The organism is Terrilactibacillus tamarindi, from assembly GCF_009718825.1.
Lineage (GTDB): Bacteria > Bacillota > Bacilli > Bacillales > Sporolactobacillaceae > Terrilactibacillus > Terrilactibacillus tamarindi.
The window spans coordinates 24,236-39,306 of record NZ_WNHB01000013.1 but is presented as its reverse complement, the minus strand read 5'-3'; the positions used below and the strand labels follow the sequence as shown (position 1 = coordinate 39,306).

Here is a 15,071-nt window from a genome sequence, read left to right as displayed (position 1 = left end):
ATTCTGTTTGTTAAATACACTAAGCTACATCTACATCCATGTAACAAACAATATGTTCATCATTCTTCCTTTAAATCTTCAAGCCTCTCCTTTATTGATACAATATCCGTTTGATCCTTGGCAATTGTTAAACCCTTTTCGTATAGTTCACGTGCTTTATGATAATCCTTCCTATGTTCAAAGAAGAACAAATCTCCCCAACCGATATAGCCCCAAGGATTGTCCGGAAAATCTTGCACTAACTTCTCAAACTCGGACTCAGCTTTCCCGTATTGATCTAACTTAGCGTATGATTCCGCAATGGCACGCCGCATATTGTGAATGATTAGCTCATCTTCTTTGGGAAAATAGTCACAAAACTCATGGCAATATTTCAGCCTTTTTTCAAAATAAACGGGATCCTTCAAACCCGCATTATGAAGTTCATATTCTAAGTCCTGACAAAAATTACTAATAAAAAAACTACCCTTATAATGCTTGTCCAGATAATCTAAGTTTTGGAATTCAGGTTTTATCCTTTCCTTTATTGCCTCCCAGACCTTCAGCCATGTATCACATGCAGATACAGGATCTTTTTTATCTACATACTCAAAACCCTTTTCAATCAAGTCATTCATTTGTTCCATGGATAGTTTTTTTGTTGGAGCTAATCTTTCCCATAAAATCCACGCCGCAAGCCAAGGAAAATCTTCATCTCTACCCTTTGCAGTAACAGTATATTGATCGAACCAACTTTCCGAAATATCTTCAGCAGAGTAGGACTTTTCGATATCTTTTAAAAATGTTTCTTGATTAAATGAAATACCCATTTTCCGCAACGTGAGGATGATTTCGTCGGTACTCAGTTCGTTTACCTCTTCATATGTAAGCAAGTGATTAAAGGGATTCCTTACAATTGGTTTCGCCATCAGTTGTTTATCTTTGTCCATACAACATTTTTTGTATTTTTTACCGCTTCCGCAAGGGCATAAATCGTTTCTTCCAATTTTAAGCATACTTTTCTCCCCCTTTGCTATTATTGTTACAAATTTAACTTTAAATTTCAAAATATAAAATTTTGTCAGCAACCACAATCAGAACATAAGATGGCATTTTACTTGGTAAATAATTAATCCTTGCTTTTATCCTTTAAACATCATTAACTTGGTATTTCTTCATTTTATGGTTATCATAGCTTTTTGGCAATTGCTACCTCGGATCTCCCAAAAATGGGAGCTTCAACGTAGGCGTTGCCATGCTCTGTGTAAAGAGCAGCAAGTCTTCTTAATGTAACAGACGATACCCTGCTCATCAAGATATGAATACCACCCATGCCTAGCTTCTCTGAGAAACCTTCGCTCATAACAATATTCTCCACGGTTGCATCGTCCCATACAATGGATACGATACCCCCGCCAGTCGTCACTCATCGACTTCCGCTTTTACCTTGAATATGATTCAATATTGTATAAGCCATCATCTTCATCTCCTTGTGGTTTAGGAATTGCAACGGAAGTTCTGTGATGGATTCTTCTATTGTACTATGAAAATGATTGTCTTTTTAATTATCTGAACCTATTTTCTATACTAGGCACTCGATATTAATCTGAATTGTTGTATAATTAGGTATATATTGATTAAACAATCCAGATGAGAGGGATAATCATGAATCAACCTAAAGTCTATGGTTCATTTTTTAAACGAGGGGATTATACATTCAGATCTTCTGCTTACATCCAATGGGGGACGTCCAAAAAATCACTTGGTTCTTGTCTCTTATTAAATCCAGGTTCAGCAAACTTTGATAAAATCAACCCCGAACTTGGAATTCTATTAAATAGCCACGGAAAAGCTCATGGTCAAATCCATGCAGATCCAACTATGGGACAATTGATCAAACTAGTGTACTACATATATGGCACCGATGAGATTGACGGAAGATTCAACATTTATAATCTGTTTGCATTACAAGATACCCAATCTGAGCACGCCATAGATACATTTGAAATGCTTGTGAATCATGGCTACCTCAATATACACGAATCTTTAATTTCTATTAATGAACTAAAAGAGAATCCTTGGATTTTGATTGGATGGGGAGTTAAGAATAAAACTAAGTGGACAAATTTCAAAAATATAAAACAAAAATGGATGGAGCAAATCACGCTATCAAAAATATCTATGTTCGGAAAACTAAACCATCGTCAAGATTATTACCATCCCTGTCCACAAAGACGAAATGATCGAGATATTATCCTGCACGAATTATATCATTTATACACTGATAGTCTAAAACAACAACAATCAAATAAAGAAAGATACACATTTCTAAAATGGAATGGTAAGTATGGTAATGAAGCAAAGTTTATTGTAAGAAATAATTGGAATAACACACAGAGTGTTTTTATTCCAGGAAGGTGCAATGATTTAATTTGGTTTCATTTTGATCTTGCTAGTGATACATCAATAAAAAACTGGGAACCATTTGGTGAAGAAAGTGTAGACGATCTTGAATGGGTTACGTTTTGATATCGAGTTTTAATAGTTTTTCCTTGGTTGATTATAACCATCCTTATTAATGAAACCTAAAAAGAGTGACCTCGAATTAATATCGAGGTCATCTGTTAGATACCTAGATGCCTTTATTAAACTGTCTTTTTTAAAAAATAGGTGGAAGTTTGTGATGTATATAAATATTTTTTGACAAATTCCGGGCGGTGACAGCACTTAAAATTCTGTTACTCACCCTTTGGATTCTTCATCAAGGTTGACGGAACGTAACTGATCCAAAAGTAAATTGAACAATTTTCCAATCATTCCTACTTACGGTCCAACCATTTTCTTGCTTTTGTGCCTTTATCGCTTGATTTAACTGGGTGAATACATCCCCCAATAAAGAAGCAAACACCTCATACATATAAATTCGGACGCTTTCTTCTAATTCGATTAGGTTGTCAGTGTTCTTTATTATTTTATATATTTCTGATATAATTTTTTCAAGAAAGCCTCTTTCTAAATGTATTTGCCCGTCAAAGCATACATTTATGATAGAGTGCTTTCTCTTTTTTTTGGCTAGTAATTTGCCTCAAATACCCCGAGAAATATTTTACACATAGTTCATTTATTTTCCAATTAAATACAATAAAGTTTAAATGGGTTAGCTTTTTTGGCAAAAAGATAAAGAAAATTAATTGATTTTACTACCCAAAATAATGAATTTTTACTGGTAAGAGCAAATGTAATTAAATTTACTCTTCATAGCTGATTGTCAAGTGCTTTCCTTGATGATCTTTCCTGATTCTTATATCCTTCTAGGAAGATGAGAAGAAGTTAGAGTTATACCTTGGTAGCACTGACATAAACATGCGAATCCGAATTTATTTTGTCTACTTTATGGATCGCAACCCACAGGCACTCAAAACAATAAAATTTTCTTGAGTATCAACTTTAGCTAACTGTTTTTCTTCTTCAACAGGTGCATCTCTTTCTTCTCCTTCATTAAAAACATTCATAGATACACCCTTGTAATGCAGATCCCTCAATTTTTTCACACTTTTTCCGAGGGGTTAGTTTTATTATTGTGCAAAACACCTATTAAAGTACAAACAAACAGTATTATTAGCATAATCATCGTTAGTATAACTAAAATATATATTCCAAGATTTCCGGAAGACAGCCAAGAAATTATGGTGGTTTTAGGCTCTTTACAAAACAATAAAAATCCTAAAACGAACATATATCCAAGAACATTTAAGCACATTATAAAAATCAAATTATCTTTAATAGAGAAACTCCAAGATTTTTTATCAAAATCTCTATATACAATCCTACTAATCCATCTCATTAAAAGAAATAATAATGAGATAACTCCTAATGAAGTAACACTTGAAAATACAAGTAATTTCCCAGTAGGAACGTCTTTTATATTACTAAATACACTGCCAATTACTTGTAAACTTCCAAAGGCTCCAAGTACTACGGCAGTAAATATACCTAATATCCCTACAAATTCAGTGTATATTTTTGATTTTATATTCTTAATATCATTTAATTTGTCTTGCTCCTTGTCCACTTGCTTTTGCAATTCATCCACATTTGTCAGAATATATTCACGTTGTACTTTTGCAAGTTCAATGTGATCAATTAATTTATTAAGATCTTTTATTTCCATTTCTTCATGTAAAACATACTCTGATATCTTATCTAAATTTTCCTTAATGATTAGTAGTTTTTCATCTTCGATTCTATATATAGCACTTGTTATATCACTATATGGGAGTCTAAGATTTCCATATAGAGTATTACTGAAAATCTGAGCCCAAAGTTGAACATTTTCATCATTAAATGGCAATTGAGCTCTCTCCATAAAATCCTTGAAAATATGACTATATTCTAGTTGTTCCATAACTTCTCCTCAGGATGGGAATTAAATTGATGAATAATTTCATCATTTTTGTAAGGAGGCACGGCTTGACCCAATTCAATTTTGTTTTCGTGTTTTTTCCATATTTTTTGTTTGTGGGTTCTTTCAACCAAATCAAACGCCTTGTATTTACTTAATATATCCACTGTTTCTAGAATCACTTTTTTATCCAATGGATTTATTTTATTCTCACTAAATTTTTTTTTCGATACTTTAAAACCACCTTCATCATTGTGATGAATAATTAAAGGTTCTAAAACACGAGTAATTGCACCCGAGCCAAATAATTTAAATTCATGGTAAACAGAAGGTACAACTGGGCCATATCTCCATTTACTAATTTCATCGTTAAATAAAGGCCCACTGTCATTTGTTAAAAATCTAGCTTGTAAATAATATAATATTTTTTGAAGTTTTAAATTGCTTATGTTTTTTCCACTTTTGATCGTATAATTCACAACGAAATTAGCTACATCTAGGGCAGAATAAACCATTTTTATTCCTCCTTTGTTCTAACAGAACAAAAAACGCATCATAAATATACAAATATTATAGCATATAAATTTTCTTGTTAATGATTATTAATGAATAGTACCAAATTAATAGTCATTCTTATACAATGATCTTTTTGTATTATGGTGACATTACAACAACGTTCTATGCCATACTTATCACATAATTCTCTATTCCGACTAACAAACGACGAATATTAGATAATATATCTCTTCTTCCTACATTTTCTATATTGGAAGAAACATAAGAAAAGTTTAATAGGATATTCACTCCATGAAGAACAGCCCCAAAATGATCCCTTTTAAAACAATGCTCCAAACAATCATTGTCACTTGATAATCCCTAACGTAAAAGGGAATATTTGTTCTTATTTTTATATTAAAAGGTAACCATACTCTTGTCAACAACTTCACGCACAAAATTTAAATATTTTTCGGCAATTCAGGTGGTGATGGGCATCCATTTAAAAATGGAATCCATTAGTAAGATTACGACTAGATTAAACCCTACCTCCCCTTATTCTCCACCAAACCCACTTCAAAGTAAGTGTTCATTTTACGTTCTGGCATTTAGATGTTGCAAGTAATCTTGCGTATTCATAATTCATGATTGATAAAAGGTTGACCATCCCAGCTTGAACAGGATTCAAATGAATATAGCGGCTAACTTCCAGCATACCCGTTCCCGAATCTATCATATTGTCATAATATCGTTTTTCGAATACATGGCCTGTCAGATGGTAACGTGTATTGTAATAATTCGCATGGTGCTTATTGATGAGGGACATGATTTTTGAAATGGGGAAATCTTGAAATCTTAACTGCAAATGAAAATGATTCGTCATCAAACAATAGGAGGCCAAATCAAAGGGTGCTTTCTCATATACTTTCGTCAGTATATACATGAAGGTCAGAAAGTCGCCAGCGTCTTTGAATAGCGGATCTCTTCGATTGCCACGACAGTCGACATGGTAAAAATGGTTTGGCAGACAAATTCGTTTTTTCCTACCCATAATTTTTACTTCACCCTAACATTCAATCTGTCATTCCCATTCACTTTCCCTCTTCTTAAAGACATGGCTTCCCAAAGGGCTTCATTGGTGATGTTTTCATCACCATTTAGATCAGCAATGGATCTTGCTAATCTGTATATTTTTGTTTGTACACGGTTACTCCAATGATATTGACTAAACCATTTTTCAACCATTTTTTGCTGCGTTATGGATATGGTTTGTAAAATGTGGTCAATGGGTATGGTGGCATTACATTGATCTGTGCCATACCTCTGATGTTGTCTCATTCGACCTTCTATCACGCGATCACGTATGTCTGATGACGTTTCTCTCTTTTCCTTAGATTCAACATCGAAAGAAACGGAGGAGAGATTTAATACAATATCCATCCGATCGAGAACTGGTCCAGAAATTCGATTCTGATAAGCCTGAATTTGTTTCGGTGTACAGGTACAATAGCGATCTCTTGCTCCTAGATAACCGCAAGGACATGGGTTCATGGCACCGATGAGAATGAATCTAGCGGGATAGGAAACGGTAGATGCTGCCCGGCTGATGGTCACCTTCCCTGATTCCATTGGCTGCCGAAGCATATCTAATGTTCGTTTCGGAAATTCAGCCATTTCATCTAGAAATAGGACACCCCGGTGAGCTAATGAAACTTCCCCAGGCTTTGGGTTCGTTCCCCCACCTATCAAGGAAACAGCAGAAGAAGAGTGATGGGGCGATCTGAATGGCGGTTGATGAATAATTGGTAAGGATACTCCAGAAAGTTGATAGATACTCATGACCTCAAATTGATGATCTAGCGTTAATGGCGGTAATATAGAAGGAAACGTCTCCGACAAAAGACTCTTTCCACAACCAGGTGGGCCTATGAGAAGCACATTGTGACCACCAGCAGCGGCAATCTCTAATGCCCGTTTCGCTTTACTATGTCCAATAATATCTTGAAAGTCTTTTTGAAATGTAGGGGTTTGCTTAATAGCTAAATTTGAAGGTGAAACTTTGGGTTCCGTTTGAAGAGGCATAGAGAGCTGTCCAGAAAGTGTTTGCAGAAGTTCCGCTAATGAATGGACAAAATGAAGATCAATGTCTTCAATACTTGTCAAAGGCAAATCTGGAATAACAGGAAGATATAGTTGTTTAACCTTCTCTTTCTTAGCTGCAAGAACGGCGGGAAGCATGCCTTCTACTGGCTTAATGGTTCCATCGAGAGACAAAGCACCTAAAAACGCCGCATCATTAGGTATTTCATCTTGAAAATGATTAACCTCTTTCATCATTCCAATAGCCATTGCTAAATCAAAAATAGGGCTATTCTTCCTTTGCTCTGCGGGTGATAGATTCACAATCACTTTCTTATCCGGAAACTCACAATCTAATGAATATAGAGCGCCAACCACTCTTTCCTTTGATTCTTTCACACAAGCATCCGGCAAACCAACAATACAAACACTCTCTTTACCCGGCATCACTTGTACCTCGACCTTAACCTTATATCCTTCAAGTCCTTTTAAACCAATACTCTGAACAATCGTCGTCACATGATAACCCTCCTATAAAAAACGAATGTATGTTCTTATTTTTTATAATATAGGGCACTTATAAACTTGTCAATAACTTTTTAATTTAATTCTCTATATTTTTCGACAAAATTCGGGTGGTGACAGGCATGCAAAAATGACTGGAGGCGATTATGTCAAAGTGAAAGGAGCTAAATTACTGGAACGTAATGTCACAGATATTGCATTAAGCTAAAGCAAAAGAGGGGTTTGCGGTCCCCTCTTTTCTTATAACTATTTGAAAAGGGAGGTCAAGCCGATGGATCAATGGATCGCTATAGCAAAGGATGTCGGTTTTCCCATCATGGTTACCTTATATTTACTTTACCGGATTGAAGGTAAGCTTGATGAGCTTAACCGTTCCATTCAGCAGCTGCCGAATGCGATTGTCCAGACGTTGCCGAAGGATAAAGTGTCGTAAATAAAGCCCCATATCATCATTAGGAATCACGATGGTATGGGGCTATTTACTTTTCGATAAAAATAATTCTCGACAAAATTCGGGTGAGACTGGCACCCGAAACTGATGAAAAAAAAAAGTTCTACAGTCTACCAATTTGATAGACTGTAGGACTTTCTAGTGCAACCAGTTAGTGTTAGTTGTTAGAGTTAGCTATGAAATTGTGAGGAATATTTTTCTTGAACCTTCTCTACAGACATTCAAGAGCTTTGCCTTCAAATACCTTAGAAAACGAGCAATGTTCAGGTTTTGAGCCCATTAATAGGATTATAAATCAGGGGCGGCAGCAGACACAAAGAACCATTCCCTAGACATATTGTACTGGCTCAACATCTTCATTACTTGTTGAAGAATAACCCTTTTTTAATCGACCAACAATTGAAATATTAACTTTTAATTGTGGTTTTGCATAAGGGTTGATCTTCTCAATTTTCGCTTCATAAATATCTTTATTTCTGATAACATCAAACATAAATCCACTATAAAATGCCGGAATATATCCTAGCTTGTATCCTTTTTTACCCGATAATACAATTACTGCTTTGTTATCCTCGTCATTTAAAGGCTCTAACTCAAAAGTTACATGAGACTCTGCCTGTAATTGATTTTCTATTTTATCTCCTTCATAGTAACGCCAACCGGCAACAAAAAAATCAAAATGGAAATGGTCACCTAAAACACTAATAGGAGCTACAAACTCATATGGATCAGTAGCCAAGCGTCCACCTGTCGCGCGTAATAAATCCATTTCTGTATAGTCTAGAGGCAGAGCAAAATCTTTTAAGATTTCTTTAAAGTCTGGCCTTCTTTTATCCGGTAATCTGCGTGCAAATGGTCCGAACAAGCGGTTAGAAACATATGACTTTTCTATATTACGAAATGACAAATGAGGCTGATATCCATTTTCCATCGCTTCAAATAAAGTTCGGCGCCTTCCACTCAACTCATAGGAAAAAGTATATTTTCCATCTTCATGAAATAAATTACCTACATGGTAGCGTTGTCTAGTCTCTTGATTTTGCCAAATTAACCATAAGACATAAGGTTTCTTTACCATTTAAACACTTCCTTTATACCAACTTAACAACCAGTTTTTACGATAAAACAGTAACTTTTTAACCCACATTTTATAAGTTAAACTCATAACTTCCTCTGGTATGGACTTCATTATTCCTTCGAGTAAATCCTCATCTATAATATTAAGTAAGTGCAATGCCTCTTGCACTTCTGTAGGATAGTATTTTCTAATAACAGTCAACAAATCCAGATATCGTGGTTTCTTTTTATCTGGCAAGCCAATTAAAGAAAAACTACGGTTGCTAAAAGCCTTGAACATGTTTATATCTTTGAACATTAAATTAATTCTGTCTTCCTTTAATTGAAATCCTAATGATGCACCACTATCATAAATAGGTGCTAGTCGATAACCATCTCTCCCATATATTATACCCCAATTATCACAATGTCTATCCTGATTTCCGATAAATGCATCAAATACAGGGATTTTTATAAAGTCACGTTCAAGTTTAAATTCAGATAGAACTTTCATGATATTGAAGATATCATAATACTTTAGATTATAGCGATCAAAGTCATCAGCAACATTAAAAAAAAGGTCTCCACCTTCAAATAACTCTTCCTGCTTATCTATAAAATTTGCTGCTAAGATTGCTACTGTGTTATCTCTCTTTGCTAAATTTACATCCATAATAGAAAGCCCCATAGCTTTTCCTACTTCAGATGCAATTTTTTCTGCCCAGGCTTCTCCAGTATTTTCTTTAGGAATTTTAAACAGAAAACGCTGCTCTGTCTCAGGATGGATCAACCAATACTTCGCTCTAGTTCCTGAAACTTGCTTTCTTTCATCAATATTCCAATTCGTTACATCTATTAAGCCCATTTTTCCATCCTTTTTAAAGTTCTTAGCACTAATTATAATTAACCACCATTCAGTTGTCACTCATGTCACTCATGTGATTTCGTTTCCTTTTATAATTATCACGTCAATACATAATATGATAACTTTTTGTATAAGATACTGAATATTGTCAACCAATAGGACCAGCTTTGCCATTTTTTTGAGCCATCCATGCCAAGAAAATGAGCCACTACTGACAGAGAGTAAGCCACTATATCTATAGATAGCGGCTTAAGATTAATTATTTTTCTATTCCATTTCGCTCTCTCATTGATACTTTTCCATCTATTAAGATACTATAAGAATCGTGTACAATATGATCTAGTACCGCATCTGCTAATGTGTCTTCTCCTATTTTTTCATGCCAACCTCTAGGATCAAATTGTGAACAGAAAATTGTCGAACTATTAAGATGTCTCGATTTATAATTTCTAAAATCATGTGTTTCATTTCCTTTTAAAGGTGTTAGGAGCCATTCATCTAAAATAAGTAGATTGACATTCTTAAACAGCTTCATCACTTTTCGGAAGATACCTTCGCCTCTGGCAACAGCTAATTCATCAAGTAGATCGGGTAAACGAATATACTTTACTTTATAAATGACGAACTCCAATATCTTTTGATAATGGATATAAAAAAATACCTCCATATAAAAAATGGCACACCCTGAAGGTATACCTGTTAATTATACAAAGGTATAAAGCGGTAAACGCGTGACATTTACTGATATATTCCGTGTCATTCAGTGGTAAAAAGCATGTCAGAAGTGGTACATTTCAGTGGCCATAATTATTAATTGCAATACACTCTAAGTCAATAATGTTTTAAAAAATATTTCTATATTTTTCGACAAATTTTGGGTGGAGACAGGTACCACAAAGTTATGCCATCATTTTCATCTCCTTGTGGTTTAGGAATTATAGTGAAGGTTTGTGATAGTTTCTTCCATGGATATTCATGAGGATGAAACTTCCCCAGGCTTTGGGTTCGTCCCCCCGCCTATCAAGGATACGGCAGAAGAAGAGTGATGGGGCGATCTGAATGGCGGTTGATTAATAATTGGTAAAGATACTCCAGAAAGTTGATAGATACTCATGACCTCAAATTGATGATCTAGCGTTAATGGCGGTAATATAGAAGGAAACGTCTCCGACAAAAGACTCTTTCCGCATCCAGGTGGACCTATAAGAAGCACATTGTGACCACCAGCCGCGGCAATCTCTAATATCCGTTTCGCATTACTATGTCCAATAATATCTTTAAAGTCTTTTTCAAATGTAGGGAGTTTGTTTAATAGCTAAATTTGAAGGTGAAACTTGGGGTTCCGTTTGAAGAGGTATAGAAAGCTGTCCAGAAAGTGTTTGCAGAAGTTCCGCTAATGAATGGACAAAATAAAGATCAATGCCTTCAATCCTTGTCAAAGGCAAATCCGGAATAACAGGCAAATATAGTCGTTTAACCTTCTCTTTCTTAGCTGCAAGAACAGCGGGAAGCATGCCTTCCACTGGCTTAATGGTTCCATCAAGAGACAAAGCACCTAAAAACGCAGCATCATCAGGTATTTTATCTTGAAAATAGTTAACCTCTTTCATCATCCCAATCGCCATAGCTAAATCAAAAATCGGGCTATTCTTCCTTTGCTCTGCAGGTGATAGATTCACAATCACTTTCTTATCTGGAAACTCACAATCTAACGAATATAGAGCGCCAACCACTCTTTCCTTTGATTCTTTCACACAAGCATCCGGCAAACCAACAATACAAACACTCTCTTTACCCGGCATCACTTGTACCTCGACCTTAACCTTATATCCTTCCAGACCTTTTAAACCAATACTCTGAACAATTGTTGTCACATGACACCCCTCCTATAAAAACGAATGTATGTTCTCATTTTTATAATATAGAGCACTTATAAACTTGTCAATAACTTTTTAATTTAATTTTCTATATTTTTCGACAAAATTCGGGTGGTGACAGGCACGCAAAACTAATTTAATTTTCTATACTTTTCGACAAATTTTGGGCGGTGACAGGCCCGCAAAACTAAAACTCAATCTCTACTAAACAAGTCCCTCGTATAAACCTTCTCTTCGACCTCTTTTAAATCGTCTGTTAAACGATTAGCTACAATCACATCACTAATTTGTTTAAATTCGTCAAAGTTATTAATCACTCGTGAATTAAAGAATGTGTCTTCTTGCATGGTTGGTTCATAAACAACAACTTCAATACCTTTTGATTTAATACGCTTCATAACGCCTTGAATAGCAGATTGTCTGAAGTTATCTGAATCCATTTTCATTGTTAACCTATAAACTCCGACAACTTTTGGGTTGCGTTTAATAATCATTTCTGCAACATGATCTTTTCTCGTTCTATTCGCCTCAACAATAGCTGTCATGATGTTATTCGGTACATCAGCATAGTTGGCTAAGAGTTGTTTCGTATCTTTAGGTAAGCAGTATCCGCCGTAACCAAAAGATGGATTGTTGTAATGTGAACCAATACGTGGATCAAGGCCAACTCCTTGAATAATTTGTTTGGAATCAAGTCCTCTTACTTCTGCATAGGAATCCAATTCATTAAAGAAAGCAACACGCATCGCAAGGTATGTATTTGCAAATAGTTTAATAGCTTCTGCTTCTGTTGAATTGGTAAATAATATATCAATATCTTCTTTAATTGCCCCTCCCGCTAATAAATCAGCAAAAATCTTAGCTCTATTAGATTGTTCACCGACAATAATTCTAGAAGGATATAAATTATCATAAAGAGCTTTCCCTTCCCTTAAAAATTCAGGAGAAAAAACAATGTTATCAGTTTCAAATTTTTCTTTTACTTTCTCTGTATAACCAACAGGCACGGTTGATTTAATAACCATCACAGCATCAGGATTAATGGATAATACGTTCGCAATAACAGCTTCAACCGTTCTTGTATTAAAATAGTTTTTCTCAGGATCGTAGTTTGTTGGTGTTGAGATGATCACATACTCTGCATCTTTAAACGCAACAAAGTTGTCTGTTGTTGCTCTTAGATTTAAATCCTTGGTTGCTAAATATTCCTCAATCTCCGCATCAATAATAGGAGATTTCTTATTATTTAACATGTCCACTTTTTCTTGAATAATATCAAGGGCAATGACTTCATTGTTCTGAGCTAGTAAGATAGCATTTGAGAGACCAACATAGCCTGTCCCGGCAATCGTTATTTTCATCCCAATTCCTTCCTTCCGTCGTAGTATGTAAATATAAAGTCCCTGTTAACCAGCTTGAAATTTGACCTTAATTAAGTATGATTTACTACTCTATTATACTTGAATGTCAGCCATTTACAATCTGTCAAATAAAAGCATAATAGTGAATAGATAATGACATAACTAATCTGGTAATATATAAATAGGTTTTGATGACAATATAACTCTAGTATCATTTTTATTAATCGTACCAATTTTCTCACCATACATTGTTATTATTTTACCATAAATATTTTTAGGTAATATAACTTCATGAATGTTTCTTGTGGTCCAACCAGCTACTTTAATGCGATCTAAAGAATCTTTAAAAACAATCAGATAGTCATTATCATTTCCTGTTTTTAATCTTTTATAGAAATAAAATCCATTAAGTATATTATTTACTGTTTTGACAGCGTAATATCCAAGCTTGGGTTCCGTTACATCATGCCCTCTTAATCCGAAGTTATGTTCTCCATCATTAGGATCTAAACCATCATTTTTCCAATCATACCATATGCTAATAGGTACTCTTTGATATTGATTTATTAAGAACATTCTAACAGCATATGCTGCTTGCAAATCATCAGTAAGATTTAACCCTCTCCATCCTTTAGCTGTTGAATAACCCCATTCACCGGAAATTATAGGAATCTTTTTTCTGGTAAATTCTGCAATCAACTTTTTTAGAGCTTTATAATCTTGTACTACTGTTTCTGGTATAGTCTCACGATAAGGATGAACTGAAAAACCATCTATATAGTTAAGAATTCCTCTTTTAAAAACTTCTTTCATCCAAATTGATTTCCAATTCACTCCTGCTAACGCGGGTGCTACAACAAATCCACTGGGATCATTTTTTTTAATTATTTTTGACGCTCTCTCTACCAATAAAACATAGTCATCATAATTAGGCTGTGTCTCCCAATATTTGATATTAGGTTCATTCCATATTTCCCAAATAATCCCATTATTCTTATATCTATTAGTAGCCTTTGCAACAAACTCACAATAAGCCTTTCTCCCTTTCTCAGTAACTATTGAATTTTTTTGTTCATATAACTTATTACTATAATCTAAAATATAGTATGGCGTTATACCTTTATTAGTCAATGACTGAGTTAATTGATCGTATCCAGTATTTTGGAAATCGTATACTTTTTTTCTTCTTTCAATATTTGACCAAATAAGATCCATTCTAACGTATTTAAAATCAGCAACCTTAATTAATCCAATATCCTTTGGATTTCCAGTAAAATGAATATTCACACCATGACCACTAAAAGTTAATTTTTTTTTTTCAATTGGCTTAGGTGTTAAAAATATTATTAATAATACTAATAAGAATAAAACAACAATTTTTTTAGCTTTAATCAATATACACACCCCTTAAAAAATATACCGGATAAACTACCATTCTTATTTAGAACAGTATTCTTATATATAGAGGATGAATCCGTTGTACATCAGTTCCATGAAATAGTTTGACGGAGAATTTTTTTCTTTGTTCTCCGTTATCGATCAAGCAAGTCCAGTCTAATTTGTTGTCTACTTTAACGGACAAGTGTGTAAATCAAAATTATACCACACTCCTTCATTGCTAGGCTTTCTTTAATTCGCATTGTGGCTTCAAGTGACTTCTAACTACTCATACATATTTCTATATAAGTTATTCAAAGTAATGAGCATCAGCCAGATCTGCCGGAATAAAACACCTTTCTTTCCTTTAATCTAACCTGTTTCATTTACCCTATCATTCTTGTATTTGTTAAGTAAAAAATGTATGAAATGGCACATAAAAGTGTATGCCACTTGCCACCTCTAATTTTACCCATGAATAAAGATTATTTATAACGAAAGTCACCCCCTGTGATCAATAATAAGTGAGAATAACGAATCAATCTGTCAATGACAGCTTCAGTCAAAATAGGATCTCCCGAAAACGTGGTTCTATTGACAAATA

16 protein-coding genes and 2 pseudogenes are annotated in these 15,071 nt (G+C 34.5%); 2 read left to right on the top strand and 16 right to left on the bottom strand.

Features of this window, described 5'->3' with window-relative positions; all coding sequences use genetic code 11:
- Positions 1-59: 59 nt before the first annotated feature.
- On the bottom strand, positions 60-995 hold the full coding sequence (locus tag GMB86_RS09185) for a tetratricopeptide repeat protein (RefSeq protein WP_155218903.1): 936 nt from the start codon (positions 993-995) through the stop codon (positions 60-62).
- Between the two features lie 173 nt (positions 996-1,168).
- Entirely contained in the window at positions 1,169-1,405 is a 237-nt protein-coding gene (locus tag GMB86_RS09180; RefSeq protein ID WP_155218901.1) for an NAD(P)-binding domain-containing protein, read from the bottom strand.
- Between the two features lie 239 nt (positions 1,406-1,644).
- On the opposite strand from GMB86_RS09180, the gene GMB86_RS09175 reads away from it, so the two are divergent.
- Entirely contained in the window at positions 1,645-2,508 is an 864-nt protein-coding gene (locus GMB86_RS09175; protein ID WP_155218899.1) for a hypothetical protein, read from the top strand.
- A gap of 232 nt (positions 2,509-2,740) precedes the next feature.
- Here GMB86_RS09175 and GMB86_RS15515 read toward each other — a convergent pair whose 3' ends face one another.
- The 6 genes from GMB86_RS15515 to GMB86_RS09150 all read right to left on the bottom strand — a co-directional run bounded on the left by GMB86_RS15515 (position 2,741) and on the right by GMB86_RS09150 (position 7,474).
- Positions 2,741-2,947, bottom strand: a complete 207-nt coding sequence (locus GMB86_RS15515; protein WP_329602851.1) for a UPF0236 family transposase-like protein — start codon at positions 2,945-2,947, stop codon at positions 2,741-2,743.
- A 418-nt stretch (positions 2,948-3,365) separates the two neighbouring features.
- Positions 3,366-3,491 carry a hypothetical protein gene (locus tag GMB86_RS16005; protein WP_268987308.1) on the bottom strand — a complete coding sequence of 42 codons (126 nt, stop codon included), beginning with the start codon at positions 3,489-3,491 and terminating at the stop codon, positions 3,366-3,368.
- A 35-nt stretch (positions 3,492-3,526) separates the two neighbouring features.
- Positions 3,527-4,384, bottom strand: a complete 858-nt coding sequence (locus GMB86_RS09165) for a hypothetical protein (protein WP_155218895.1) — start codon at positions 4,382-4,384, stop codon at positions 3,527-3,529.
- The gene (locus GMB86_RS09160; RefSeq protein ID WP_196220177.1) at positions 4,372-4,860 is read right to left on the bottom strand and encodes a Panacea domain-containing protein; all 489 of its coding nucleotides are present in this window, start codon (positions 4,858-4,860) and stop codon (positions 4,372-4,374) included. Before GMB86_RS09160 ends, GMB86_RS09165 begins: the two co-directional genes overlap by 13 nt.
- 605 nt (positions 4,861-5,465) lie before the next feature.
- The gene (locus GMB86_RS09155; protein ID WP_230459066.1) at positions 5,466-5,927 is read right to left on the bottom strand and encodes a transposase; all 462 of its coding nucleotides are present in this window, start codon (positions 5,925-5,927) and stop codon (positions 5,466-5,468) included.
- Positions 5,928-5,932: 5 nt separating this feature from the next.
- Positions 5,933-7,474: a YifB family Mg chelatase-like AAA ATPase gene (locus tag GMB86_RS09150; RefSeq protein ID WP_329602842.1), complete on the bottom strand. Its 1,542-nt coding sequence runs from the start codon at positions 7,472-7,474 to the stop codon at positions 5,933-5,935.
- Positions 7,475-7,751: 277 nt separating this feature from the next.
- On the opposite strand from GMB86_RS09150, the gene GMB86_RS09145 reads away from it, so the two are divergent.
- Positions 7,752-7,913: a YvrJ family protein gene (locus GMB86_RS09145; protein ID WP_141604453.1), complete on the top strand. Its 162-nt coding sequence runs from the start codon at positions 7,752-7,754 to the stop codon at positions 7,911-7,913.
- A 346-nt stretch (positions 7,914-8,259) separates the two neighbouring features.
- On the opposite strand, the gene GMB86_RS09140 is transcribed toward GMB86_RS09145, so the two are convergent.
- The 8 genes and pseudogenes from GMB86_RS09140 to GMB86_RS15790 form a co-directional block, all read right to left on the bottom strand.
- Positions 8,260-9,009, bottom strand: coding sequence for an HIRAN domain-containing protein (locus GMB86_RS09140; RefSeq protein WP_141189583.1), 750 nt, complete (start codon positions 9,007-9,009; stop codon positions 8,260-8,262).
- On the bottom strand, positions 9,010-9,912 hold the full coding sequence (locus GMB86_RS09135) for a HipA domain-containing protein (protein WP_246092812.1): 903 nt from the start codon (positions 9,910-9,912) through the stop codon (positions 9,010-9,012). It abuts the gene before it with no gap.
- 199 nt (positions 9,913-10,111) lie between these two features.
- Positions 10,112-10,468 (bottom strand): annotated as a pseudogene (locus GMB86_RS09130) (ATP-binding protein); the annotation flags it as partial.
- 357 nt (positions 10,469-10,825) lie between these two features.
- Positions 10,826-11,089 (bottom strand): ATP-binding protein, encoded by a 264-nt coding sequence (locus GMB86_RS15800; protein WP_329602850.1) that lies wholly within the window; start codon positions 11,087-11,089, stop codon positions 10,826-10,828.
- Between the two features lie 52 nt (positions 11,090-11,141).
- Positions 11,142-11,726, bottom strand: coding sequence for a magnesium chelatase domain-containing protein (locus GMB86_RS15795; RefSeq protein ID WP_329602841.1), 585 nt, complete (start codon positions 11,724-11,726; stop codon positions 11,142-11,144).
- 197 nt (positions 11,727-11,923) lie between these two features.
- On the bottom strand, positions 11,924-13,090 hold the full coding sequence (locus GMB86_RS09120; protein WP_155218891.1) for a nucleotide sugar dehydrogenase: 1,167 nt from the start codon (positions 13,088-13,090) through the stop codon (positions 11,924-11,926).
- A gap of 162 nt (positions 13,091-13,252) precedes the next feature.
- Positions 13,253-14,485: a cellulase family glycosylhydrolase gene (locus GMB86_RS09115; RefSeq protein WP_155218889.1), complete on the bottom strand. Its 1,233-nt coding sequence runs from the start codon at positions 14,483-14,485 to the stop codon at positions 13,253-13,255.
- 467 nt (positions 14,486-14,952) lie between these two features.
- Positions 14,953-15,045, bottom strand: a pseudogene (locus GMB86_RS15790) (ATP-binding protein); the annotation flags it as partial.
- Between the last annotated feature and the right edge of the window lie 26 nt (positions 15,046-15,071).

What these genes read in the sequence shown, in the direction of transcription:
- GMB86_RS09155 (WP_230459066.1), bottom strand. Translation starts at nt 5,927, where the DNA reads ATGGGTAGGAAAAAACGAATTTGTCTGCCAAACCATTTTTACCATGTC.
- GMB86_RS09145 (WP_141604453.1), top strand. Translation starts at nt 7,752, where the DNA reads ATGGATCAATGGATCGCTATAGCAAAGGATGTCGGTTTTCCCATCATG.
- GMB86_RS09175 (WP_155218899.1), top strand. Translation starts at nt 1,645, where the DNA reads ATGAATCAACCTAAAGTCTATGGTTCATTTTTTAAACGAGGGGATTAT.
- GMB86_RS09120 (WP_155218891.1), bottom strand. Translation starts at nt 13,090, where the DNA reads ATGAAAATAACGATTGCCGGGACAGGCTATGTTGGTCTCTCAAATGCT.
- GMB86_RS09165 (WP_155218895.1), bottom strand. Translation starts at nt 4,384, where the DNA reads ATGGAACAACTAGAATATAGTCATATTTTCAAGGATTTTATGGAGAGA.
- GMB86_RS16005 (WP_268987308.1), bottom strand. Translation starts at nt 3,491, where the DNA reads ATGAATGTTTTTAATGAAGGAGAAGAAAGAGATGCACCTGTTGAAGAA.
- GMB86_RS09185 (WP_155218903.1), bottom strand. Translation starts at nt 995, where the DNA reads ATGCTTAAAATTGGAAGAAACGATTTATGCCCTTGCGGAAGCGGTAAA.
- GMB86_RS09140 (WP_141189583.1), bottom strand. Translation starts at nt 9,009, where the DNA reads ATGGTAAAGAAACCTTATGTCTTATGGTTAATTTGGCAAAATCAAGAG.